Origin of the sequence: Nocardioides agariphilus (assembly GCF_015352445.1) — a bacterium.
In the GTDB taxonomy this organism is placed as follows: domain Bacteria; phylum Actinomycetota; class Actinomycetes; order Propionibacteriales; family Nocardioidaceae; genus Nocardioides; species Nocardioides agariphilus.
This window is the reverse complement of sequence record NZ_JADKPO010000012.1, coordinates 43,263-64,789: the sequence shown is the minus strand read 5'-3', so window position 1 is coordinate 64,789 and position 21,527 is coordinate 43,263. Positions and strand designations below refer to the sequence as shown.

The following is a 21,527-nucleotide window of genomic DNA, read 5'->3' as shown; positions in this document are numbered from 1 at the left end:
TGAGACAAGGCTCACTAGTGGGCTCAGTAGTGAGCTCACGCTCGGCGTGCGAGGGCGGCTCGCAGCCGACCTTCGTCGACCCGCCAGAAGTCATGGCGACGTCCGTCGACAAGCGTCACCGGTATCTCCTCGCCGTACTCCTCGCGCAGCGCGGGGTCGTCGTCGATCGAGATCTCGGCCCACTCCTCGCCGAGGTCGGCGCAGACGCGCGCGATGGTCTCGGCCGCGACCTCGCAGAGGTGACAGCCGGGTCGGCCGTACATGACGACGCGAGCCGTCACCTCGCTCACTCCAAGACCCCCAGAGCCTGCCGGCGCTCCTGCTGACGCAGGGCGCCCTTGCGCACCCGGCCGGCCAGGGTCGTCGGCAGCTCCTCGACGACCTCCACGCGAGAGGGCCGCTTGAACCCGGCAAGGGAGGTAGCGCAGCGCTCGCGGACCGCGTCGACGACGGCCGCCGTCTGGTCGAGGTCGGTGACCCTCAGGTAGGCCACGACGGCGCTCCCGGTCGCATCGTCGGGTACGCCGATCACGGCAACGTCCTCGACGCCGCGGACGTCGGCGACCACCGCCTCCACCTCGTGCGGGTAGACGCGGAAGCCGGCCACCACGACCACCTCGTCGAGGCGGTCGGCGAGGAACAGGTCGCCACCCTCGTCGAGGAACCCGACGTCGCCGGTCGCCCACCAGCCGTCTGCTGCGGGGCCGTCCGCGCCGTCGGGCCAGTACCCGCTGAAGAGGTTGCTGCCGCGAACGAGGATCTCGCCGGGGTCACCCTGCTCCGGCTCGAGGCCGAGGTCGTCGACCAGACGCAGTCCGACGCCGGGCAGCGCAGCCCCGAGCGAGCCGGGTACCTGCGCGGAGGAGGCCAGCGTGCTGGTCACGACCGGCGCGGCCTCGGTCAGGCCGTAGCCCTGGTGCACCGGCACCCCTGTCACCGCCGTGAAGTCCTCGCTGTCCGCCTGGCTCAGAGGCGCCGAGCCCGACAGCACGAGACGCACTCCGGAGAAGCCGTCCGCCAGGTGCTCGAGGCCGCGCCAGTGCGGGAAGACAGCCGGTGCGACGGGCACGACGGTGACGTGGTGGGCGGTGATGGCGTCGAGGGTGCCGCGCGGGTCGAAGTGGTCGACGAGGACGAGCGTGGCGCCGTTGCGGAGCACGCCGCCGAGCACGGCGTTGAGACCGTAGACGTGGAACAGCGGCAGCACCCCGAGCACCACGTCGGCGGCTCCGATCAGCGCCGTGCCGTCGGAGTGGCGGACGGCGGAGGTCTGCTCGACGTTGGCGAGCAGTGCCCGGTGGGTGAGCATCGCCGCGCGCGGCCGGTCGTCGCTGCTGCCGGCGTAGAGGAGGCAGGCCAGGGTCTCGGGGTCACGACGAGCGTGGACCGGCCGCGGCCGATCGGCACGCAGCGCACCGTAGGTCAGCTCGCCGGCCTGCGCGTCGCTGTCGACCACCACGAGGCGGGGCTGGTGAGCGCGCGTCACGACCTCGTCGTCGAGCACGTCGCGAGATCCCGCCAGCGCCTCGCGCACCAGCTGGGCCGCGGCCCTGGCCTCTGCCACGGACGCCTGGTCGGCGACGACCAGCCGCGCCCCGGAGTCGGCGATCATCCAGGCCAGGTCGTCGACCTTGGCGCGCGGGTTCACGGGTACGGCGACCAGCTGGGCCCGCAGTGCGCCGAGGTACGTCGTGACCAGCTCGACCCGGTTGCCCAGCACGAGCATCACCCGCTGCCCGGCGACCAGGCCCGCATCGCCGAGTCCGGTGGCCACCCGCCCGACCTCGTGGTCCAGCTCCGCCCAGGTCAACGTGCGTCCGGACGTCTCGATCAACGCGTCGCGCGACCCGTCGCGCGCGGCCGCGAGCCCCACCAGGTCGGCGACCAGGGTGGGCTCGAGCGGCGCCGCAAGACCAGCCTCACGGATGTCCAAGGACATCCATCCATGGTTCCACGCCCTCCCGTACCCCGAAGCGGAACCCCACATCCCCCGCGCGCCCATCCGCTTGTAACGCGGGGTTATGGCATCTTCCCCAGTGCCGCGACCCTTGGTGAGGGGCCATAACCCCGCGTTACAAGCGCGGGGGCGCGGCGGGGGCGGCGGGGACTACCCTCGAACCGTGGCCGCACCACGTCGTATCGACCTCCAACGCCGCTCCAAGCTGGCGGGCGAGGCGGCAGCGGCGGAGGCGGATCTCGAGATCGCACTGGCGACTCCGGCGGACCCTGAGGCGGCGGCGTTCTTCGACGTCGACAACACCCTGATGCAGGGCGCGAGCATCTTCCACCTCGCCCGGGGGCTCTACCGACGGCGGTTCTTCACCACGCGCGAGATCGCCTCGGCGGCCTGGAAGCAGGCCAAGTTCCGCATCGTCGGGTCCGAGGATCCCGACCACGTCGCCGACGCACAGGCCTCGGCACTGGCCTTCATCGAGGGCCACACCGTGCTCGAGCTCGAGCAGCTCGGCGAGGAGATCTTCGACGAGGCGATGGCTGCCCGTATCTGGCCGGGCACCCGGGCCCTGGCCCAGTTGCACCTCGACCAGGGACAGCGGGTCTGGCTGGTCACCGCGGCCCCCGTCGAGATCGCCGGCATCATCGCGCGCCGACTCGGCCTCACCGGCGCTCTCGGCACCGTTGCCGAGCACGTCGACGGCGTCTACACCGGCCGCCTGGTCGGCGGCATGCTGCACGGCCCGGCCAAGGCGGAGGCGGTGGCCGCTCTGGCCGAGCGCGAGGGGCTCGACCTGGCCCGCTGCTCGGCGTACTCCGACTCCGCCAACGACCTGCCGATGCTCTCGATCGTGGGGCACGCGTTCGCGATCAACCCCGACGTACGTCTGCGGGCGCACGCCAGACGGGAGGGCTGGCGCGTCTACGACTACCGCACGGGACGCAAGGCGGCCCGCGCCGGGCTGCTCACCGGGACCGTCGCCGGGGGTGTCGCCGGGGCGGTCGCTGCGGCGCTCGCGGTGCGCGGCAAGCGGACCTCGTGAGCAACGTGGACTAGGACACGTAGCCTTTCGGGCGGTTCACATGCGCGAAAGGGCCACTTACCCTTGGGTAGCTAGGGGTACGAGGGAGGTATCCGGCGTGAAGCCAGTCCCGGGCACTGTGGCATCGCGTGGGCCAGGAGCCCAGTTCGATGTACTGCGGTCGCTGGTGCTTGCCGTCATCCGTGACGACCCGGCCCTCAACGGCCGCCTCCTGATGGCGGGCGAGGCCGGCGCGACCGGACTGGCCGCGGGTGGCCCAGGCGACCACGGCGGCGCCGGAGGGGACAGCGACCACGGCCTGGCGACCTCCAACGAGGAGTCCGAGGCCGACCGCGACCGGCTGATCGCCCTGGTCGAGCTCGCCCGTGGCGGCGACGCCGAGGCGTTCGGGATGCTGTTCGACCACTACCACGGGTCGGTCTACCGGTTTCTCTTCCACCGCACCCGCTCGCAGATCCTCGCCGAGGACCTGACGTCCGAGACGTTCTTCCGCGCCCTGCGCGGCATGGGCAGCTTCCGGTGGCAGGGCAAGGACTTCGGCGCGTGGCTGATGACGATCGCGCGCAACCTGGCCACCGACCACTTCAAGGCCGGCCGGACTCGTCTCGAGCTGACCACCGAGGACATGGGGCTGCACGACGACCGCACCAGCGAGGGTCCCGAGGACGCCGTGCTCGCCAGCATCACCAACGAGGTGCTCCTCGAGGCGCTGAGCGAGCTGCCGGCCGAGCAGCGCGACTGCCTGGTGATGCGCTTCCTGCAGGGCATGAGCATCGCCGAGACGGCCGGCGTACTCGGTCGCACCGAGGGCGCGGTCAAACAGCTCCAGCTACGAGGGGTTCGCAACCTCGCCAAGCTGATGCCCGACGGGATCCGTGGTTGAGATGGCCGCCTCGATGCTGATTTCGATGGACTGGACCAGTCCACCTTCTACTACTCGCCAGTACGCCGTAACCACGCCGTACGACGCCTCGTTGAGGTCAGTGTCCGGCGGGGGCGCCGGAGCTGCTGACCTGACAGGACTTCTGTGATGAGCCCGTTCGCGACACGTCGTCGCGCCGAGGTGTTCGCAGCGGTCGTCGACGGGACTTCGTCGCCGGTGGGGGCGGCGGACACCCGCTACGACGACCTGCTCGAGCTGGTCGGCGCGATGCGAGCCGTGCCTGCACCGCCGGTGCGGCCGGAGTTCGCGGCCGACCTGCGTGCCCGGCTCGTCGCCGAGGCGGCCACCGTCCTGACGCAGCAGCCGACCGAGACCGACCGGCTGCGGTTGCGCACCCCCGACCCCGGCCGGGTCCGCAACCCGCGCGAGCGCCGGCTCGCGGTTGCGATGGGCGGGCTCGCCCTGGTCGGCGCGACGGCGACTCTCTCGGTGGTGGCCCAGGCCGCGCTGCCCGGCGACGTGCTCTACCCGCTCAAGCGCGGCATCGAGTCGGCCCACGCCGGCCTGACGACCGACGATGAGGCCAAGGGCTCGGTCCTGCTGGCCAGCGCCTCGACGCGGCTCGACGAGGTCTCGCGTCTCGGAGAGATGGGCGCCGAGAGTCGGGAGACCGAGATCGCCGAGACCCTCGACGACTTCACGGCCCAGTCGATCGAGGCCTCCGACCTGCTCCTGCGGTCCGCGACCGACCAGGGCGGCGACCAGACGGTCACCGAGCTGCGGACCTTCACCGCCGCGTCGATGCAGTCCCTCGCCGATCTCGATGGCGAGATCCCCGAGAGCGCCGAGGACGAGTACGTGCAGGCGGTCACCGCACTGGTTCGCATCGACGACGAGGCCAAGCTGGCCTGCCCGTCGTGCGAGGGCATCGACGTGGAGCAGCTCGCACCCGAGCTGCCCGTCGTCGGCACCGGGTTCGGCAGCGGCTCGCTGCCCGGGCTCGGACTTGCCGATGCGGGCCTGCCGGCGATCGCGCTGCCCTCACTGGACGGCGAGCTGCCGCCCGGCAGTGTGAACCAGCCCAGCCCTGGCGCCGGTCCCGGTGACGGTCCTGGCGCTGGGCCTTCGGGCTCGCCGACCGGGCTGCCGACCGCACTGCCCACGGGCGACCCGACCGCAGGCTTGCCGCTTCCGACGATCGACGTCACCGAGATCATCAACGACCTGACCAGCGGGCCGTTGCCGCTGCCGTCCGTCGACGTCACCCAGCTCCTCGGTGGCGTCGGCACCCTCCTTGACGACACCGTCGACGGCCTCCTGCCCTGAGGTCAGTGCCAGACCGACTCGCGCTTGACCAGCAGGTCGTAGAGCGTCTGCTGGATCGTCTCGCGCACCTGGTCGGTGACGTTGAAGACCAGCATCGGGTCGTCGGCGGCTGCTCCGTCGAGCTCGTCGGTGCGGATCGGCTCGCCGAACTCCAGCAGCCACTTCGAGGGCAGCGGCACCATGCCGAGCGGGCCCAGCCACGGAAAGAACGGCGTGATCGGGACGTAGGGGACGCCCAGCAACCGCGCCAGCGAGGGGAGGTTGCCGACGAGCGGGTAGATCTCCTCGGCGCCGACCACGGATAGAGGCACGATGGGGACGCCGGTGCGCAGCGCGGCGCTGACGAACCCGCCGCGGCCGAAGCGCTGCAGCTTGTAGCGTTGCGCGAAGGGCTTCCCGATGCCCTTGAAGCCCTCCGGCCACACCCCGACCAGGTCGCCGCGGCCCAGCATGCGCTCGGCGTCCTCGTTGCACGCCAGGGTCGCGCCCCCTCGTCGCGCCATCTCGCCGACGAACGGCATCCGGAAGACCAGGTCGGCACCCAGCAGGCGCAGGAAGCGGCCGGTGTGGTCGTGGACGGCGACCATGGTCATCAAGGCGTCGACGGGCACGGTGCCGGAGTGGTTGGACACGATCAGCGCGCCACCCTCGGCGGGGATGTTCTCGACGCCGCGCACCTCGACGCGGAACCACTTCTCCGCGATCGGCCGCAGCAGCGCCAGCGTGAGCTTCTCGGTGATCTCGGGGTCGAAGCCGAACTCGTCGACCTCGTAGTCGCCGGTCAGCCGGCGGCGCAGCAGCGCCAGCAGCTGGGCCAGCTGCGGCTCCCACTGCTCGCCCCAGACCTCCTGGGCCGCGGACTGCAGCATCGATAACCAGGCCTCCGGCGAGATGCCCGCCAGCGGACCGCGGTCGCGGGTGGTCGTCGGCGGCCGCACCTCCTCCTCAGCCGTGGCCGGCGGCACGGCCTCGGTGGTGGTCTGCTCGACGACCTCCTCAGGAGCAGCGCTGACATGAGGACGCCGCGTGGTCGACGTACGTCGTGGCGTGGCGGCCTTCGTGGCCGCCGGCTTGCCTGCCAGCCCGCGCGCAGCGGACGACGGCCTGGCCTGGCCGCTGCCACGACCTGGCCGGCCACGGGTGCCGATCGGGATGATCTCGGCGTCAGCCACGAGGGGCTCCCGCCGGGTCGGGCTCGTGGGCAGAGTCGGGCAGCAGGTCGGCGAGGCCGGCGACGGCGCGCTCGGAGATGCGCGAGCTGCTCGGCATCGACGAGGCGAAGTCGGCGAACGCCTCGGCAGTCGTGTAGTCGGGCTCGAAGCCGAGCTCCGTGCGCATCCGCGTGGTGTCGATGCCGCGGCCGAAGGTCAAGAAGCTGAGCTGCTCGGGCGAGAAGTCGGCGAGCCGCATCTGCCTGAGCACGGAGCCGAGCTGGCCGACCGCGAAGCCGGGCAGCGGAAGCGTGGCGCGCTGAAGTCGGCGCAGGGCCTGCGACAGCATCAAGATGCCGTCACCCGCGATGTTGAAGGTGCCGTCGACGTCGCTGAGGACTCCGTGGGTGAGCACCCGGTCGAGGTCGCTCTCGTGCACGAACTGCATGCGGGCGTCGAACCCGAGCACGGTCGGCACCACGGGCAGCCGGAAGTACGACGCCATCGGGCTGACCACGTGGGGGCCGACCACGTTGGCCAGGCGCAGCATCAGCACGCGCACGTCGGGGCGGCGACGGGCGAACCCGCGGACGTACCCCTCGATCTCGGCAGCATCCTTGCTGTAGCCGGATCGTGGGTTGCGGCGTGGCTGCATGTCCTCGGTGAACATCGCCGGGTCTCGCGAGCTCGCGCCGTAGACGGTCGAGGTGGACTTCACGACCAGGTGCTGCACCGACCGCGCCTGCTGGCACGCAGCGAGAAGCTGCATGGTGCCGATGACGTTGAGCTCCTTCATCGTGCCCCGCCCGCCGGCACTGCCGGGGGTGGCGATGACGCTCATGTGGACGACCGTGTCGACGTCCTCCTTGGCGATCACCTTGGCGATCACCGGGGTACGGATGTCGGCGCGGATGAACGACATCGCGCCGATGTCACCACGAGGCGGGACGACGTCGACGCCGATCACCCGGTCGATGCCCTCAGTGGCCGCGAGCAGGCGCGCGAACCGCCGCCCGAGGTCACGAGAGACCCCGGTGACGAGTGCGACCCTGCCCATGCGGCTCCCTCGACTCCCTAGACAGAGGGCAACGATCCTGGGTGGGACCTACTTGCCGAGCTTGCGACGCTGGACGCGCGTCTTCTTCAGCAGCTTGCGGTGCTTCTTCTTGGCCATGCGCTTGCGCCGCTTCTTGATGACTGAACCCACGTGTTGACCCTTCACCTGCTGGAACGAGCCCCAGCGGTCGCTCCGTGGGACCACGACAGCCTAACGGGCACCGCTGAGCCGGGTTAATCGCTGGGGCCAGGAGTGGGACCCGGCCCACCTACCCTGTCCGGTGCGCGGTTGCTCCTGCACGACGAGCGAGGCGAGCGCCAGCGAGCCAGCGAGGAGGAAGGAGCAACCTCATGGCGCGCCGGACAGCCGAGCGGAGCGAGGCAGTTCAACCCGCGTTGTAGAAGGACTTGCGCAGGTAGTCGTTGACGTCGTCCTCGGTGACCCGGAACGAGCGCCCCACCCGCACGGCCGGCAGGTCGCCGCCGTGTACGAGGCGGTAGACCGTCATCTTCGAGACCCGCATGGTGGCGGCGACCTCGGCGATGGTCAGGAACTTGACTTCCGAGATGTCTCCACGACTGTCAGGAGAGGGGGTCATGGCGCACCGTTTCTTTCCTGCGGCGACTCCATCGGCTTCCCCGCCGATGACTCCACGTCCCGCGCTTGTGGTGAAGATAGCGTCGCCTGTGACTCGTGGGGAAGAGTTTGATTAGAGAAACCTAAGAGACTCGGCGTGTCGGCTTGCCATGTCTAAACCAGTCCTACTCGGGCTACACCCATGTCATTCAGTAGTGCAGGTCCAGGCCGTGGTGGGCGAAGACCGCCTCGCGGGTCTGCTGGATGGTGCGGTCCAGCCAGGAGTCGGGGTCGTAGCCCTGCGACCAGTCGCGCCAGTGGGGCGTCCGGCCGTCGGTCATCCGCGAGGGCGCACTGCGCCCGAGGGCCGTCGTGACGTAGTCGCGCCAGGCCTGAGGGGTGTCGGTCGACGGGTCGAGCGGGGCGCCCGCGACCACAGCGAGCAGGTGCGTCCAGGCGCGAGGGACGACGTCGACGATGGCGTAGCCTCCGCCGCCGGTCACCACCCACCGGCCACCACACACCTCGTGGGCCAGCTCGTGCAGCGCCAGGTACGACGCCCGCTGACCGTCCACCGACAGCATCAGGTGGGCGAGCGGGTCCTCCATGTGGGAGTCGCAGCCGTGCTGGGTGACGAGGAACTCGGGGGCGAAGGCGCGTACGACGGGAGGCACGATCGCGTGGAACGCACGCAGCCAGCCCGCGTCGGCCGTGCCCGGCGGCAGGGCCACGTTGACCGCCGTACCCTCCGCACCGACGCCGCCGCTGTCGGTCGCGAACCCCGTGCCCGGGAACAGCATCTGCCCGGTCTCGTGCAAGGAGATCGTGAGCACGCGCGGGTCGTCGTAGAAGATCGCCTCGACCCCGTCACCGTGATGGACGTCGACGTCGACGTAGGCGACGCGCTGGGCGCCCTGGTCGAGCAGCCACTGGATGCCGATCGCCACGTCGTTGTAGATGCAGAACCCGCTCGACCGGTCGCGCATCGCGTGGTGGAGGCCGCCCGCGATGTTGGCGCTGTGCAGGCTCTCACCGGACTGCACCTGCCGGAAGGCCTCGAGGCTGGCGCCGACCACGTGGGCCGCAGCCCGGTGCATGTCGGCGAACACCGGGTTGTCGTCGGTGGCCAGGCCGTGGTCGTCGTACTCGATCGAGCCGGGGTCCTTGCCCGCGCGCGTCACCGCATCGATGAGCCCCGCGCCGTGCACGGTCGCGATCTGGGCGTCGTCGGCGAAGGGCGCCGCAACCATCCGGAGCCGGTCGAGCACCCCGAGCTCGCGGGCCAGCCTGATGGTGAGATCGACGCGGATCGGCGACATCGGGTGGGAGGGACCGAAGCTGTAGTCGGTCAGCGACGGGTCGAAGACGACCGAGGCCGGGCCGGCGCACTCCATGAGGCCGAACGTACCGGCTAGTGTGGTGCCGTGCGTCACATGGCTCTCCCGATCACCGCTTCGGTCACCTGGTGGTCCGCCTCCTAGGCGGACCCATCGTTGACGCACACCTCAACCCACGGCCGCCTCCGGGCGGCCGTTGTCGTTGGTCGAGCTTGTCGAGACCATCTGCCGCTGGTCGAGCGAGACCCCCGGAGGCTCCACACGACAAGGAGCACCGATGAACCGCAACCTCTCTCTCGTCACCCCGTCGGGTCGGCTGACCCTCGGCAACTACCTCGGCGCGTTCCGCGGGATGGTCGCCTCGCAGGACCCTGCCATCGACAGGGCTGACTGCTTCTACGGCGTCTCGGACCTGCACGCGATGACCACGGCGCACGACCCGCGGGTACTGCGCGACACGATCGCCGAGGTGATGACGGTCTTCCTCGCGGTCGGCCTCGACCCTGACCGGGCCGTGCTGTTCCGGCAGTCCGCCGTGCCAGCACACCGCGAGCTGGCCTACCTGCTGGAGTGCACGGCGTACACCGGCGAGCTGGTCCGGATGATCCAGTACAAGGAGAAGGGCAAGGGCCAGCCCTCGACGCGGGTCTCGCTCTACACCTACCCCGTGCTGATGGCGGCCGACATCCTGCTCTACCGGCCCACGCGGGTGCCGGTCGGCAACGACCAGCGCCAGCACGTCGAGCTGACGCGCGACCTGGCGACGCGCTTCAACAACGCCTACGGCGCGGTGTTCACGGTCCCCGAGATCGTGACGCCCGCCGCCGGCGCGCGGGTGATGGACCTGCAGGAACCCGCGCGGAAGATGAGTAAGTCCGCAGCACCCGGCGCGGATGGCGGCGTGATCCGGCTGCTCGACCCGCCCGATGTCGTGCGTCGCAAGGTCGCCCGGGCGGTGACCGACTCGGACACCGGACCCGACGCCGTACGCTCGGCCGGCCACAAGGCCGGTGTCACCAACCTCCTCGACGTGCTGGCTGCCTGCGGCGGCTCGGCCGAGGGCATCACGACGTACGGCGCCCTCAAGGCCGCCGTCACGGACGCGGCGGTCTCGGTGCTCGAGCCGATCCAGAAGAGGTACGCCGACCTGGCCGGCGACCCGGCGTACGTAGCGCAAGTCTTCGACGCGGGCTCTGCCCGTTGCCGCGAGGTCACCGCGCCCGTGCTGGCTGCGGCCGAGGCCGCGATCGGCCTGTGACCTGGGAGGATCGCCACGTGAGCGATCGCGAGGATCTCCAGTGGCTGTTGACCGCACATCGAGCAACCGCGGCGGTGTCCGCGGCGGTGGCCCTGGGGCTGATCGACGGGCTGGCTGACGGCCCTCGGTCCGCCGAGGATGTGGCCGCCGAGTCGGCGACCGACCCCGATGCGACGCACCGGCTGTTCCGGGCGCTGGCCACGATCGGGGTGCTCGAGGAGGTCGACGGCGACTACGGGCTGACCGACTTCGGCAGGCCGCTGCTCTCCGACGCTCCCGGGTCGGTGGCCCCCCAGGCCCGGCTCAACCTCGATCCGGCCGTGTGGTCGGCATGGGGCCACCTTGCCCACAGCGTGCGGACGGGCGACAGCGCGTTCGAGGACCTGCACGGGACCGACCTGTGGAGCCACCGCCTCGCGCACCCCGAGCACAGCCGCAACTTCGACGACCTGATGACGGCGATCAGCGCGACGGCCGTCGACGCCGTCGCGGCGGCCTACGACTTCGCCGGACGCTCACACGTCGTCGACGTCGGCGGCGGCCAGGGGACCCTGGTCGCAGCGGTCCTGCGACGCAACGCTCACCTCACCGGCGAGGTGCTCGACCAGCAGCATGTCGTGGCTGCCGCCGGGCCTGCCGACCTCGCCGGCCGATGGACCGGCACCGCAGGGTCCTTCTTCGAGAGGGTGCCGCCGGCCGACTGCTACCTGCTCAAGTGGATCCTGCACGACTGGGACGACGACGAGTGCGTGACGATCCTCAGCAGGTGCCGCGAGTCCCTCGCCCTCGGCGGCGTCGTGCTCGTCGTGGAGATGGTGCTCGACCGCCCCGGCCACGCCCGCCTGGCCGCCTTCATGGACCTCAACATGATGGTGCAGCTGGGCGGCCGCGAACGCACCGAGGCCGCCTACGCCGACCTCTTCGACCGCGCCGGCCTCCACCTCACCCGCGTCCTCGACACCGGCACCCCGTTCGCGGTGCTGGAGGCGGTGGGTGCCGACAAGACAGCCTGACCTTCAGCTCGCCTCGAGCTCCCCGAACCCCGCCAGTACCAGCTCGCTCACCGTGGCGATCGCCTGCTCGGCGTCGGCCCCGGTAGCGGAGACGGTGATCTCCGTACCCTGCCCGGCCGCCAGCGTCATCAGCTCCAGGGAGCTGGCCGCGTCGGCCCGCCGTCCCCCGGCCTCGACCGCGACCTCGGCAGCCAGGGCCCCCACCGCCGTGGCGATCTGGGCGGCCGGCCGCGCGTGCAGCCCCTGCGGGTTGACCAGGGTGAGCCGCACGGACGCGCCCGGTACGGCGACCAGTGCGGGCGCGGGAGCCGCTGACAGGCCGTGCTCGGCAAGGGCGGTGGCCTTCGGCAGCAGCGCCGCCTCGGCCTCGCGCGCCACGGTCTCGAGGTCCGCGCCCCCCGCAGCCCGGACCACGGCAGCGACCAGGCCCTCCACGAGGGGCGCGGAGCTGAGTCGCACGGGATGGGTGGGAGACGAGAGCTCCAGGGCCAGCTCGGAGCTCAAGACCGCGGACCCGAGGTCCATGAGGACCAGTACGCCGTCCGGCGAGGCCGCACGGGCGAGTGCGGCCGATACCTCGGTGGCGTCGGTGCCGAAGCCGCCCGCGGCCCCTGCCGCCACCGCGACGACGGGTCCCGATCCGTGCACCATCTCCTCGGCCAGTGCCACGGCTGCTGCCGCAAGGGCAGCACTGTGGGAGACCACGACGATCCCGATCACGTCGTCCTCCTCAGCCCGCAGCAGCCAGGGCGTCCGCGAGCGCGCGGAGCAACAGTGCCGACGACGCAGCGCCCGGGTCGATGTGGCCGACGCTGCGCTCGCCGAGGTACGACGCCCGCCCCTTGAGAGCGATCAGCGGCTCGGTGGCGTCGCGACCGTCAGCAGCCGCATCGGCGGCCGCCTCCGCGGCACCGAGGACATCGCGACCCGACTCGAGGGCCGACGCGAAGGCGTCCAGGCCAGGTGCGAGCGCGTCGTACATCGTCTTGTCGCCCGCCTCGGCCTTGCCGCGCGCCACGATCCCCTCGAGCCCTGCCCGCAGCATCGCCAGCACCGCAGCAGCGTCGAGCGAGGTCGCATCACCTGTCGCTGTCGCGGCGCGCAGGAAGAACGTGCCGTACAGCGGCCCGCTCGCACCCCCGACCGAGGTCACCAGCGTCATGCCGACCTTCTTGAGCAGGTCGCCCGCCGACCCAACAGTCGACACCTCGCCCGCGACTGCCCCCATCACCGCGTCCATGCCGCGGATCAGGTTGGCACCGTGGTCGGCGTCGCCGATCGCGGAGTCGAGCTCGGTGAGGTACGTGCCCTGCTCGTGGACCGCGTCCCGGAACGACGACAGCCAGTCGACCAGCGTCGCAACGGATACGGATTCGGTCACGGCCACAGTTCCTGTCAGAGTCCCCATCGCAGGCCCGCTGTCTTCACCGGAGCATCCCACAGGCGAAGGATCTCGTCGTCGGCCTTGAGCACGGTCACCGAGGCGCCGGCCATGTCGAGCGAGGTGATGTAGTCGCCCACCAGCGTCCGGGCCACCTGGACGCCGGCCTTCTCGAGCAGCACCGCGACCTCGCCGTACAGCAGGTAGAGCTCGATGAGCGGCGTGCCACCCAGACCGCTGAGCATGACGATGCTCGGGCCGCCTTGGAAGTCGAGGTCGGACAGGATCGGGTCGACGAGCTGCTCGGCGATCTCGGCCGCGCCGGCGAGCGGCACGCGCTTGCGCCCGGGCTCACCGTGGATGCCGACGCCCATCTCCATCTGGTCCTCGGGCAGGTCGAACGTCGGCTTGCCGGCGGCAGGCACGGTGCACGACGTCAGCGCCATGCCCATCGAGCGCCCCTGCGCGTTGATCCGCTTCGAGAGGTCAAGGACGGCGTCGAGGTCGCGCCCTTCCTCGGCTGCGGCACCGACGATCTTCTCCAGGAGCACCGTGACGCCGACGCCGCGGCGTCCTGCGGTCCACGTGGAGTCCTGCACGGCGACGTCGTCATCGGTGACGACGGTCTCCACGCGTACGCCGGAGTCGGCGGCCGCCATCTCGCCCGCCATCTCGAAGTTCATCACGTCGCCCGTGTAGTTCTTCACGATGTGCAGCACGCCGGCGCCCTGGTCGACGACGGTGGTGGCCTCGACCATCTGGTCGGGCGTGGGCGAGGTGAACACCTCCCCGCAGCACGCCGCGTCGAGCATCCCGACCCCGACGAACCCGCCGTGCAGTGGCTCGTGGCCGGAGCCGCCGCCGGAGATCAGCGCGACCTTGCCGTGGTCCTTGGGCTGCGCCCGGTAGATCACGCGGTGCTGGTGGTCGACGCGGAGCTCGGGGTGAGCCTCGGAGACTCCCTTGAGCGCGTCGGCGAGGACATCCTCGGGCTTGTTGATCAGCTTCTTCATGACTCAGACCTCCGCTGGGACGGCCGCGGGGACAGTGGCCCGCTCGCTGGCGGGCGCGGTGTCCTGACGCGTGTGGGCAATGAAACCGAACGCCAGTGCTGCTGCGACACCCGCGAGGAGCTCGGCGCCGACGTACACCGGCCACTGCTCCCACGAGATGTCACCGCCGAGGAGCTGCTGGACGATCATCGGGCCGGTCGTGCGGGCCGGGTTGATCGAGGCGCCGGTGGTCGGCGCGACGGGGATGATCGCAGCGAAGACGACCATGCCGATGGCCAGACCGGCCCAGCCTGGCGCTGCCTTGCGGTAGATCACGCCGAAGACCGCGAACACCAGCAAGAACGTACCGATGAACTCGGCGAACGCCGCCTGGTACCACGCGATCGTCTCGCCGTACGCCGCGACGCCGAGCCCCACGTCGCTCGCCTTGTCACCGAGCACGCCCACGATCGTGAAGGCGCCCGCGATGGCACCAGCCACCTGGGCCACGACGTACGCCGGCACCTCGGACCACGGGAACTTGCCGGTCGCCGCCAGGCCGAAGGTGACCGCCGGGTTGATGTGGTTGCCGCTGATGTAGCCGAAGACGTACACCGTGACGATCACGATCGTGGCGAACGCCAGCGAGATGATCCCCAGGTCGGAGCCACTGAAGGTGGAGCCGTTGGCGTCGTTGACGATCAGCAGAGCCGGGACCGAGCCGACACCCACGAAGACCAGGAAGGCGGTACCCAGGAACTCTGCCGCGAGCTTCTGCCACCGCGTGTTTTCATCCATCTCAGTGCCCTTCCGTGTGATGCGAACCACTTTCGACAATGTCGAATAGTTCACAGAAACTGGGCACCAAGTCAAGAGGTTCGCGAAAATCGTCGGGTTCGTGCCATGCTTCGGGCGTCAGAGGTGAGGCGCCCCACCACGGCGTCGGTGACCCATGGGCGGCCGGAAGGAGGTGCGCGATGATCCAAGCCATCGACCGTGCGGCCAAGATCCTCGCTGCCCTCCAGGGCTCACGGCACCTCGGCATCAGCGACCTCGGCGCGGTCCTCGACCTGCCGCCGTCGACCGTCCACGGCATCGTGAAGTCCCTGCAGGCACACGGCCTGGTGGTCAAGGAGCCGCACGGACAGCGCTACATGCTCGGTCCGACGTTGCTCCAGCTGTCCAACGTCTATCTCGACACCCTCGACGTACGCGCCCGCGCCATGCGCTGGACCGGTGACCTCGCCGAACGCACCGGACTGGCCGTGCGGATGGGCGTGGAGTTCTTCTCCGAGGTCATCGTGATCCACCACGAGCCGCGCCCGGACGGCACCCGACAGATGCCCGAGACCGGCCTGACGATCCCGGCCCACGCATCGGCGCTGGGCAAGGTGCTGCTGGCCTACCACCCGGCGTTCAAGGACTCCGTGGTGGCCAAGGGACCCCTGCGCAGCCTCACCGCCGAGACGATCACCGACGTCGACGAGCTCGACAAGGCACTCTCCGAAGTACTGGCGACGGGCTGGGCGCTCGAGGACGAGGAGGCCGTGCTCGGCGAGTCCTCGATCGCCGTACCCGTCGCCGACCGCGACGGCGAGGCAGTCGCTGCGATCGCGGTCGTGATGCCGGCCAGCGACTCGCCGATCCCCGAGACCGTGCTCACGCTCCTGCGCGAGGCCGCCCGCAACGTCTCGCGCGAGCTCGGCGCGCCGGGCTGGCCGCCGTCGGTCGCGCGAACCGACTAGTGCCGCGCGTCGGGAGTTGTTGAACGGTTGGCGTGCTCAGGGTGTGTGCGTCGCAAGGCGCCGGAGCGAAGCCATACCCGGTCGTCTCGCGAGCGACGGCAACGCCGGGAAGTGCGCGCCATGGGTGCGCGAAGCGCACAAGAACTTCCGACGCGCGGCGCCAGGGTCAGGTGCCCTCGGCCAGCGCCCGCGACCGATCGCGAGCTGCCTCCATCGCAGCCAGGAACGCCGCACGCACGCGGTGGGTCTCCAGCTCGCGCAAGGCGGCCGCTGTCGTGCCGCCAGGCGAGGTGACCTGCTCGCGCAGCACCACCGGGTGGGTGCCGGTCTCGCGCAGCATCTTGGCCGAGCCCACCACGGTCTGGATGACGAGGTCGGTCGCGGTCGCGCGTGGCAGGCCCAGGTGCACACCCGCCTCGATCATCGACTCGACGACGAAGAAGATGTACGCCGGGCCGGAGCCGCTGATCGCCGTCACGGCGTCCATCTGACGCTCGGGCACCCGCAGGACCCGACCGGTCGAGCCCATCAGCCCCTCGGCCTCGGCCAGGTGGCTGTCGTCGCAGTGGGAGCCGGGGGCGATCGCGGTCATGCCCTCGTCGACGAGCGCCGGGGTGTTGGGCATGACACGTACGACGGCGACACCGTCGGGCACTCGCGACTCGATGTAGGACGTCGTGATGCCGGCTGCGATCGAGACCAGCAGCTGGCCCGGTCGCAGTTCGGGAGCGATCTCCTCGAGGACGTCGTTCATGTCCTGCGGCTTGACCACGAGGGCGATGGTGTCGGCCTTGCGCGCGGCCTCGGCGTTGGAGACGACCGTGACGCCGTATCGCTCCTCGAGCTCCTTGGCACGGTCGGCACGCTTCTCGCCGACCATGAGGTCATCGACGCGGCGACCCGCCCGGACGAGCCCGGAGAGCAGGGCCTCGCCCATCACGCCGGCGCCGATGATGGCGGTCTGGGGCATCGACTTTTCCCTTTGTTTCTTGGAGAACTACGACTTCGAGATGAGGGACTTCAGGAAGAATGACAGGTTCTGCGGTCGCTCCGCGAGGCGTCTCATCAGATACCCGTACCACTCCTGCCCGTAGGGGATGTAGACCCGCACGGTCTCCCCCGCCCTCGCCAGGCGGCGCTGCTCGTCGGGGCGGATGCCGTAGAGCATCTGGAACTCGTAGGACCCCTGGGCCCGACCGAACCGGCTCGCCAGCGACGACGCGATCTCGACGATCCGCGGGTCGTGACTGGCGATCATCGGATAGCCCTGGCCGGCCAGCAGGACCTTCAGGCAGCGCACGTAGGACCGGTCGACGTCGATGCGGCTCTGGTAGGCGACCTCCTCCGGCTCGTTGTAGGCGCCCTTGCACAGTCGCACCCGCGAGCCCTCGTAGGCGAGTGCGCGACAGTCGGCCTCGGTGCGGTGCAGGTAGGCCTGCAACACGGCCCCCGTCTCGGGGAAGTCCTTGCGCAGCTCGCGCAGGATCGTCAGCGTCGAGTCGGTGGTGGTGTGGTCCTCCATGTCGAGCGTGACCGTCGTACCGGCGTTGCGGGCCGCACGGCAGATGGTGCGCGCGTTCTCGAGTGCGGTCTTGTGGCCCACGTCCTGCAGCGCCTGACCGATCGCCGACAGCTTGACCGAGACCTCGGCGCTGCGGCTCAGGCCCTGGGAGGAGAGCTCCCTGAGCAGCTCGACGTACGCCGCCACGGTTGCGTCGGCGTGCTCGACGTCGAGGGTGTCCTCGCCGAGGAAGTCGAGGGTGACCTTGAGGTCGTCATCAACCAGTCCGCGGGTCGCCTCGACCGCCGTCGCCGTCGTCTCGCCCGGCACGTAGCTCTTCACGATGCCGGCCGAGACAGGCATCGTGCTCACCAGCTTCTTGACCACGCCGCTGCGTGACAGGAGGAGCAGCGGTTCGCGCAGGAGAGCCATGGCCGTCAGATTACGCCGAGCGCCGCCCGTCGCATTCAGGGCGTACGGCGCCGCAAGGTCGCCGCACCGAGGCCGAGCGCCGCGATCGCGAAGGCTGCGACCACGAGTACGTCCTGCCAGACATCGCCCGTGGCGGCGGTGCGCGTCAGGGTCTGCATCGCGTCGGTCGCGTAGGACAGCGGCAGCACGTCGCTGATCTTCTCCAGCACCGTCGGCATCTGGTCGCGAGGCACGAACAGCCCGCACAGCAGGATCTGCGGCACCACGAACGCCGGCATGAACTGGACCGCCTGGAACTCCGTCGTCGCGAACGCGCTGACGAACAGACCGAGCGCACTGCCGAGCACGGCGTCGGCGATCGCCACGACAGTCAGGAGCCAGACCGGTCCCTGCACGTCGAGGTCGAGCAGTCCGACCGACAGCGCGACAGCCAGCGCCGACTGCACGGCGGCGACCACGCCGAACGCGATCGCATAGCCCACCAGGAAGTCGAGCTTGCCCATCGGCATCGCGAGGAGCCGTTCGAGGGTCCCGGAACTGCGCTCGCGCAGTGTGGTCACGCTCGTCACCAAGAACATGATGATGAACGGGAACATCGCCAGCAGTCCGGGACCGAGCCGGTCGAACACCGCGCCGCTCTCCTCGAACATCCACCACAGCAAGGTCATCAGCAGGCACGGCAGGACCAGCAACATGGCCGCGGTCCGGTGGTCGCGGCGTACCTGGGTGAGTACGCGGGTGGCGACCGCGAAGGTGATGCGCGGGTTCATGACTGGTCTCCAGCGCCTTCCACGAGCGCCAGGAACGCGCTCTCGATGTCGTCGGTGCGGGTCTTCTCGCAGATCCGCAGAGGCGTGTCGTCGGCGATGATCACGCCGTCGCGCATCAGCATCAAGCGGTCGCAACGGTCGGCCTCGTCCATCACGTGGCTGCTGACGAAGACGGCAGCGCCGCGGGCGGCGATGCGGTGGAACAGCTCCCACAGGTCGCGCCGGAGCACGGGGTCCAGGCCGACGGTCGGCTCGTCGAGCACCAGCAGGTCGGGGTCGCCGAGCAGAGCGACGGCGAGACTGGCTCGACTGCGCTGCCCGCCGCTGAGCTGGCCGACGACGACGTCCGCGTGGCTGCGCAGGTCGACGGCGTCGATCGCCTCGGCGACCTCGCCCTTGTTGACGCCGAGGACCTTGGCGAAGAAGTTCAGGTTCTCGGTCACGGTGAGGTCGTCGTAGACGCTCGCGGCCTGGGTGACGTAGCCGATCCGGCTGCGTAGCGCCTTGGCGCCCGCCTCCTCGCCGAACGCTTTCACGGTGCCGCTGGTGAGCTGCTGTACGCCGACCAGCGAGCGCATGAGCGTCGACTTGCCGCAGCCACTGGGACCGAGCAGACCGGTGACACTGCCCCGCTCGATGGTGAAGCCGATGCTCCTGAGCACCTCACGGCCACCGCGCCGCACGACGAGGTCCGCGACCTCAACCGCGTTTTTCATCATGTGATGAATTATGGGGACCGCGGGTACCCCGGGTCAAGCCACCGAGTCGTGACACCAAATCGGCAAGTTCATCCACAATCGCGAGACCAGCCCGTTCGAGGCGTCCAGATTTCGCTAGCGTCCCGCCGTCGGTCACCTCGTCTCGGGAGGGCAACTCGTCGTGACTCGTCTGTTGCTGGTGCTGTCGTGCATCGCGTCGCTGTGGGTATCGGGCTGCAGCGGCGACGCCTCCTCCACCGCCGGACCCACTCCCTCAGTCCCGACCTCTTCCGCGCCCACGTCGACCCCGACGCCCGAGCGGGAGACGCCGGAGGAGTTCGTTCGGCGGTGGGTGGAGGCAGACACGCACATGCAGAACACCGGCGATGGCACTGAGTATCGGGCGATGTCGGCGAAGTGCTCCGGTTGCGTCGAATACGCGGATCGGATCCGGGACATTTACGCAGCCGGCGGTTATGTGAGGACGCGCGGCTGGATGATTCTGCGCGTTCGAGACGCAAGGTCTGATGACGAGGGCCGAACGCAAGTCACGATCGACGTCAAGTCGACCCGCACTCGGTACAAGGAGAACAGGGAAAGTCAGCCGACGACCCTGCCAGGCGGACGTCTTACCTACTTAATCTCGATGCGTGGCGATGGTGATTCATGGGCGATCACCAACGCGGAGCAGGTCGCCAGATGAGGCGTCTACTCATCTTCATGACGCTTTCCACCATGAGCATCCCGATCCTATGGGGCTGGAGCCAACCGGCATCGGCGAGCTCAGGTTGTCTGGGAGGCGCCGACATGCACGGAAGCTATCTTGGCTGCTTCGTCGCGGGTGACGAGTTGCGGGCCATTTGGGCGTCTGCGCCTGCAAACGTGAAGTACATGCTGCGTCCGATCTGTGCCTCCGCACCCGATCACCCTGAGGAAATCTGCGCCACTCGCCAGGTCTCCTGCCTCAACCCGCCGGATTCCTTCAGGTACTGGGTCTTCCGCAGCATCGGCGAAGGACCGTTCGAGCCCGTTGCTTCCACATGTCTCGGCGACGCTGGCGGCTTCGAAGTCATCACCCCAGGCCGCGTCCTCCACGAGATGAAGCGGATGACCTGGCCAGCAGCCACCCTCTCCATCCAGCCACCCGATGGCCGAACGCTGGTGAACTTCAAAACCAACTTCTTCACCACCACCACCGAGCCGGACACCCAGACCATCACGCTGCTGGGCCAACGGGTGGAGATCGAGGCGAGCCCGGTGAGCTACACCTGGCACTTCGGAGACGGTGAGAAGCAGAGCGGCGCGGACCCCGGGGCGCCGTACCCGAACCTCGACGTCACCCACACCTACCGCAAGGCCGAGGTCACCGTGCGGCCAAGCGTCGACGTCACGTACCACGGCCGCTTCCGCGTCAACGGCGGCCAATGGCAAGACATCCCCGAGACCCTCACCGTCGCCGGCACACCGACCCAGCTCCAGGTCCTGACCGCCACCCCACACCTGGTCGGCTGACAAATCGGAGGATCGCAGCCACCAGGTGACTGCGATCCTCCGATTCGTTCAGCAGTCAGATCAGCCCCGGCGCAGCTGAACCGTCGCGTCCACCTCGTTGACCGAGCAGTCGAAGAGACCGCAGGCAAAGATCAGGCTGACGTTGGCTGCCTTGCCACCGCTGAAGAAGCCGTTGTCAGAGGTGACCAGGGCCTCCCAGGTGTGGACGTCGCCGTCGCACTCCAGCGGGTAGGCGAAGAAGTAGCCGGTGATCTTCACGCGCCCGACCTTCTGGACGAGCGAGCCCTCGATGTCGCTGTTGAAGCCATCGGCGTTCACGCACGAGTAGGTCCCGCTCAGCAGCGCGGACCCGTCCTTGAACGCCTTGCCCTTGGGGTTGATCGTCAGCGAGGACTCGGGCGGGGGTGGCAGCTCGGAGAACGTGACCGACAGGTTGCCGCCCACGACCTCGGAGTCGGAGAAGGCCACGATGTAGTACGTCGTACCGGGCGCGCCCAGGACGCCGACGGAGGTCGGCCCGCAGGCGACCACGGTGCCGTTGGCCGGATCGCCCTCGGTGACGATGAAGCCGCCGGTGTAGTCGGACGCCGACATGTCGGCCACGAAGCCGGTGCCGGCCGTGTCGGTGTAGGTGAACCAGACGCTCGCGTTGGTGAACGGAGCACCGCAGTCGGCGTTCAGCGACTCGTCGAGTACGTCGGTCGTGGCCTCGGTGGTGTCCTGCTCGAACGTCGCCGGCAGCGCGTTGATCGCGGTTGCCCCGGCAGCCGTGTCATTGGCTGGCGCGGCGGCCTGAGCGGGCGCAACCCCCACCAGGCTCAAGGCAGCCAAGGATGCGGCAGCGGCGAGAATGCGTACGGATTTCACGGGAACCCCCCGTCTCGATGGCACCCCCTGCG

Annotated in this window: 24 protein-coding genes; 8 read left to right on the top strand and 16 right to left on the bottom strand. The window is 69.8% G+C overall.

All coding sequences use genetic code 11. From position 1 onward, the window contains the following. Positions 1 to 35: 35 nt before the first annotated feature. A complete protein-coding gene (locus ISU10_RS10635) occupies positions 36 to 290 on the bottom strand; it encodes a glutaredoxin family protein (RefSeq protein WP_370865134.1) in 255 nt (84 codons plus the stop codon). Continuing rightward, positions 287 to 1,939 carry an AMP-binding protein gene (locus ISU10_RS10630; RefSeq protein WP_194696372.1) on the bottom strand — a complete coding sequence of 551 codons (1,653 nt, stop codon included), beginning with the start codon at positions 1,937 to 1,939 and terminating at the stop codon, positions 287 to 289. The genes ISU10_RS10635 and ISU10_RS10630 overlap by 4 nt, the downstream gene beginning before the upstream one ends. 181 nt (positions 1,940 to 2,120) lie before the next feature. Here ISU10_RS10630 and ISU10_RS10625 point away from each other — a divergent pair, with 181 nt between their 5' ends. From ISU10_RS10625 to ISU10_RS10615, 3 genes are all read left to right on the top strand, one after another. Then, complete coding sequence (locus ISU10_RS10625; RefSeq protein ID WP_370865133.1) at positions 2,121 to 2,996, top strand: HAD family hydrolase; 876 nt, start codon at positions 2,121 to 2,123, stop codon at positions 2,994 to 2,996. Between the two features lie 97 nt (positions 2,997 to 3,093). Then, a complete protein-coding gene (locus tag ISU10_RS10620) occupies positions 3,094 to 3,879 on the top strand; it encodes a sigma-70 family RNA polymerase sigma factor (protein WP_370865131.1) in 786 nt (261 codons plus the stop codon). A gap of 147 nt (positions 3,880 to 4,026) precedes the next feature. Next, complete coding sequence (locus ISU10_RS10615) at positions 4,027 to 5,205, top strand: DUF5667 domain-containing protein (protein ID WP_194696369.1); 1,179 nt, start codon at positions 4,027 to 4,029, stop codon at positions 5,203 to 5,205. A gap of 2 nt (positions 5,206 to 5,207) precedes the next feature. Here the strand turns inward: ISU10_RS10615 and ISU10_RS10610 are convergent, their stop codons facing one another. The 5 genes from ISU10_RS10610 to ISU10_RS10590 all read right to left on the bottom strand — a co-directional run bounded on the left by ISU10_RS10610 (position 5,208) and on the right by ISU10_RS10590 (position 9,383). Next, positions 5,208 to 6,377, bottom strand: coding sequence for a lysophospholipid acyltransferase family protein (locus ISU10_RS10610; RefSeq protein WP_194696368.1), 1,170 nt, complete (start codon positions 6,375 to 6,377; stop codon positions 5,208 to 5,210). Further along, the gene (locus tag ISU10_RS10605; RefSeq protein ID WP_194696367.1) at positions 6,370 to 7,413 is read right to left on the bottom strand and encodes an NAD-dependent epimerase/dehydratase family protein; all 1,044 of its coding nucleotides are present in this window, start codon (positions 7,411 to 7,413) and stop codon (positions 6,370 to 6,372) included. Before ISU10_RS10605 ends, ISU10_RS10610 begins: the two co-directional genes overlap by 8 nt. A 48-nt stretch (positions 7,414 to 7,461) precedes the next feature. After that, a complete protein-coding gene (locus tag ISU10_RS10600) occupies positions 7,462 to 7,563 on the bottom strand; it encodes a 30S ribosomal protein bS22 (protein WP_008356322.1) in 102 nt (33 codons plus the stop codon). A 235-nt stretch (positions 7,564 to 7,798) separates the two neighbouring features. Beyond that, a complete protein-coding gene (locus ISU10_RS10595) occupies positions 7,799 to 8,011 on the bottom strand; it encodes a helix-turn-helix domain-containing protein (protein ID WP_194696366.1) in 213 nt (70 codons plus the stop codon). A 187-nt stretch (positions 8,012 to 8,198) separates the two neighbouring features. Beyond that, positions 8,199 to 9,383 (bottom strand): acetoin utilization protein AcuC, encoded by a 1,185-nt coding sequence (locus ISU10_RS10590; RefSeq protein WP_194696365.1) that lies wholly within the window; start codon positions 9,381 to 9,383, stop codon positions 8,199 to 8,201. A 220-nt stretch (positions 9,384 to 9,603) separates the two neighbouring features. Here ISU10_RS10590 and trpS point away from each other — a divergent pair, with 220 nt between their 5' ends. Beyond that, complete coding sequence (gene trpS, locus ISU10_RS10585) at positions 9,604 to 10,584, top strand: tryptophan--tRNA ligase (RefSeq protein ID WP_194696364.1); 981 nt, start codon at positions 9,604 to 9,606, stop codon at positions 10,582 to 10,584. 17 nt (positions 10,585 to 10,601) lie between these two features. After that, positions 10,602 to 11,597: a methyltransferase gene (locus ISU10_RS10580; protein ID WP_194696363.1), complete on the top strand. Its 996-nt coding sequence runs from the start codon at positions 10,602 to 10,604 to the stop codon at positions 11,595 to 11,597. A 3-nt stretch (positions 11,598 to 11,600) separates the two neighbouring features. Here the strand turns inward: ISU10_RS10580 and ISU10_RS24110 are convergent, their stop codons facing one another. The 4 genes from ISU10_RS24110 to ISU10_RS10560 are packed head-to-tail and all read right to left on the bottom strand — an operon-like array spanning position 11,601 to position 14,768. Beyond that, positions 11,601 to 12,317 carry an HPr family phosphocarrier protein gene (locus ISU10_RS24110; protein WP_194696362.1) on the bottom strand — a complete coding sequence of 239 codons (717 nt, stop codon included), beginning with the start codon at positions 12,315 to 12,317 and terminating at the stop codon, positions 11,601 to 11,603. Positions 12,318 to 12,327: 10 nt separating this feature from the next. Continuing rightward, positions 12,328 to 13,005, bottom strand: a complete 678-nt coding sequence (gene dhaL, locus ISU10_RS10570) for a dihydroxyacetone kinase subunit DhaL (protein WP_194696361.1) — start codon at positions 13,003 to 13,005, stop codon at positions 12,328 to 12,330. After that, positions 12,993 to 13,991, bottom strand: coding sequence for a dihydroxyacetone kinase subunit DhaK (gene dhaK, locus ISU10_RS10565; RefSeq protein ID WP_194696360.1), 999 nt, complete (start codon positions 13,989 to 13,991; stop codon positions 12,993 to 12,995). The genes dhaL and dhaK overlap by 13 nt, the downstream gene beginning before the upstream one ends. A 3-nt stretch (positions 13,992 to 13,994) precedes the next feature. Further along, entirely contained in the window at positions 13,995 to 14,768 is a 774-nt protein-coding gene (locus ISU10_RS10560; RefSeq protein WP_194696359.1) for an MIP/aquaporin family protein, read from the bottom strand. Positions 14,769 to 14,947: 179 nt separating this feature from the next. Here ISU10_RS10560 and ISU10_RS10555 point away from each other — a divergent pair, with 179 nt between their 5' ends. Continuing rightward, positions 14,948 to 15,715 carry an IclR family transcriptional regulator gene (locus ISU10_RS10555; protein WP_194696358.1) on the top strand — a complete coding sequence of 256 codons (768 nt, stop codon included), beginning with the start codon at positions 14,948 to 14,950 and terminating at the stop codon, positions 15,713 to 15,715. 166 nt (positions 15,716 to 15,881) lie between these two features. Here the strand turns inward: ISU10_RS10555 and proC are convergent, their stop codons facing one another. The 4 genes from proC to ISU10_RS10535 are packed head-to-tail and all read right to left on the bottom strand — an operon-like array spanning position 15,882 to position 19,137. Then, complete coding sequence (gene proC / locus ISU10_RS10550) at positions 15,882 to 16,685, bottom strand: pyrroline-5-carboxylate reductase (RefSeq protein WP_194696357.1); 804 nt, start codon at positions 16,683 to 16,685, stop codon at positions 15,882 to 15,884. A 27-nt stretch (positions 16,686 to 16,712) separates the two neighbouring features. Further along, a complete protein-coding gene (locus ISU10_RS10545) occupies positions 16,713 to 17,648 on the bottom strand; it encodes a proline dehydrogenase family protein (protein ID WP_194696356.1) in 936 nt (311 codons plus the stop codon). 35 nt (positions 17,649 to 17,683) lie between these two features. Further along, positions 17,684 to 18,418 (bottom strand): ABC transporter permease, encoded by a 735-nt coding sequence (locus ISU10_RS10540; protein WP_194696355.1) that lies wholly within the window; start codon positions 18,416 to 18,418, stop codon positions 17,684 to 17,686. Continuing rightward, positions 18,415 to 19,137: an ABC transporter ATP-binding protein gene (locus tag ISU10_RS10535; protein ID WP_194696354.1), complete on the bottom strand. Its 723-nt coding sequence runs from the start codon at positions 19,135 to 19,137 to the stop codon at positions 18,415 to 18,417. Before ISU10_RS10535 ends, ISU10_RS10540 begins: the two co-directional genes overlap by 4 nt. A 160-nt stretch (positions 19,138 to 19,297) precedes the next feature. Between ISU10_RS10535 and ISU10_RS24105 the strand changes: the two genes are divergently transcribed. Next, complete coding sequence (locus ISU10_RS24105; protein WP_370865126.1) at positions 19,298 to 19,819, top strand: DUF6318 family protein; 522 nt, start codon at positions 19,298 to 19,300, stop codon at positions 19,817 to 19,819. A 32-nt stretch (positions 19,820 to 19,851) separates the two neighbouring features. Further along, complete coding sequence (locus ISU10_RS10530; protein WP_194696353.1) at positions 19,852 to 20,628, top strand: PKD domain-containing protein; 777 nt, start codon at positions 19,852 to 19,854, stop codon at positions 20,626 to 20,628. A 60-nt stretch (positions 20,629 to 20,688) separates the two neighbouring features. Here ISU10_RS10530 and ISU10_RS10525 read toward each other — a convergent pair whose 3' ends face one another. Next, the gene (locus tag ISU10_RS10525; RefSeq protein ID WP_194696352.1) at positions 20,689 to 21,495 is read right to left on the bottom strand and encodes a DUF6299 family protein; all 807 of its coding nucleotides are present in this window, start codon (positions 21,493 to 21,495) and stop codon (positions 20,689 to 20,691) included. Positions 21,496 to 21,527 lie beyond the last annotated feature (32 nt).

Coding starts and splice junctions, on each gene's coding strand:
- ISU10_RS10630 (WP_194696372.1), bottom strand. CDS start 1,939: ATGTCCTTGGACATCCGTGAGGCTGGTCTTGCGGCGCCGCTCGAGCCC.
- ISU10_RS10615 (WP_194696369.1), top strand. CDS start 4,027: ATGAGCCCGTTCGCGACACGTCGTCGCGCCGAGGTGTTCGCAGCGGTC.
- ISU10_RS10605 (WP_194696367.1), bottom strand. CDS start 7,413: ATGGGCAGGGTCGCACTCGTCACCGGGGTCTCTCGTGACCTCGGGCGG.
- ISU10_RS10595 (WP_194696366.1), bottom strand. CDS start 8,011: ATGACCCCCTCTCCTGACAGTCGTGGAGACATCTCGGAAGTCAAGTTC.
- ISU10_RS10590 (WP_194696365.1), bottom strand. CDS start 9,383: ATGGAGTGCGCCGGCCCGGCCTCGGTCGTCTTCGACCCGTCGCTGACC.
- trpS (WP_194696364.1), top strand. CDS start 9,604: ATGAACCGCAACCTCTCTCTCGTCACCCCGTCGGGTCGGCTGACCCTC.
- dhaL (WP_194696361.1), bottom strand. CDS start 13,005: ATGGGGACTCTGACAGGAACTGTGGCCGTGACCGAATCCGTATCCGTT.
- dhaK (WP_194696360.1), bottom strand. CDS start 13,991: ATGAAGAAGCTGATCAACAAGCCCGAGGATGTCCTCGCCGACGCGCTC.
- ISU10_RS10560 (WP_194696359.1), bottom strand. CDS start 14,768: ATGGATGAAAACACGCGGTGGCAGAAGCTCGCGGCAGAGTTCCTGGGT.
- ISU10_RS10555 (WP_194696358.1), top strand. CDS start 14,948: ATGATCCAAGCCATCGACCGTGCGGCCAAGATCCTCGCTGCCCTCCAG.
- proC (WP_194696357.1), bottom strand. CDS start 16,685: ATGCCCCAGACCGCCATCATCGGCGCCGGCGTGATGGGCGAGGCCCTG.
- ISU10_RS10545 (WP_194696356.1), bottom strand. CDS start 17,648: ATGGCTCTCCTGCGCGAACCGCTGCTCCTCCTGTCACGCAGCGGCGTG.
- ISU10_RS10540 (WP_194696355.1), bottom strand. CDS start 18,418: ATGAACCCGCGCATCACCTTCGCGGTCGCCACCCGCGTACTCACCCAG.
- ISU10_RS10535 (WP_194696354.1), bottom strand. CDS start 19,137: ATGATGAAAAACGCGGTTGAGGTCGCGGACCTCGTCGTGCGGCGCGGT.
- ISU10_RS10530 (WP_194696353.1), top strand. CDS start 19,852: ATGAGCATCCCGATCCTATGGGGCTGGAGCCAACCGGCATCGGCGAGC.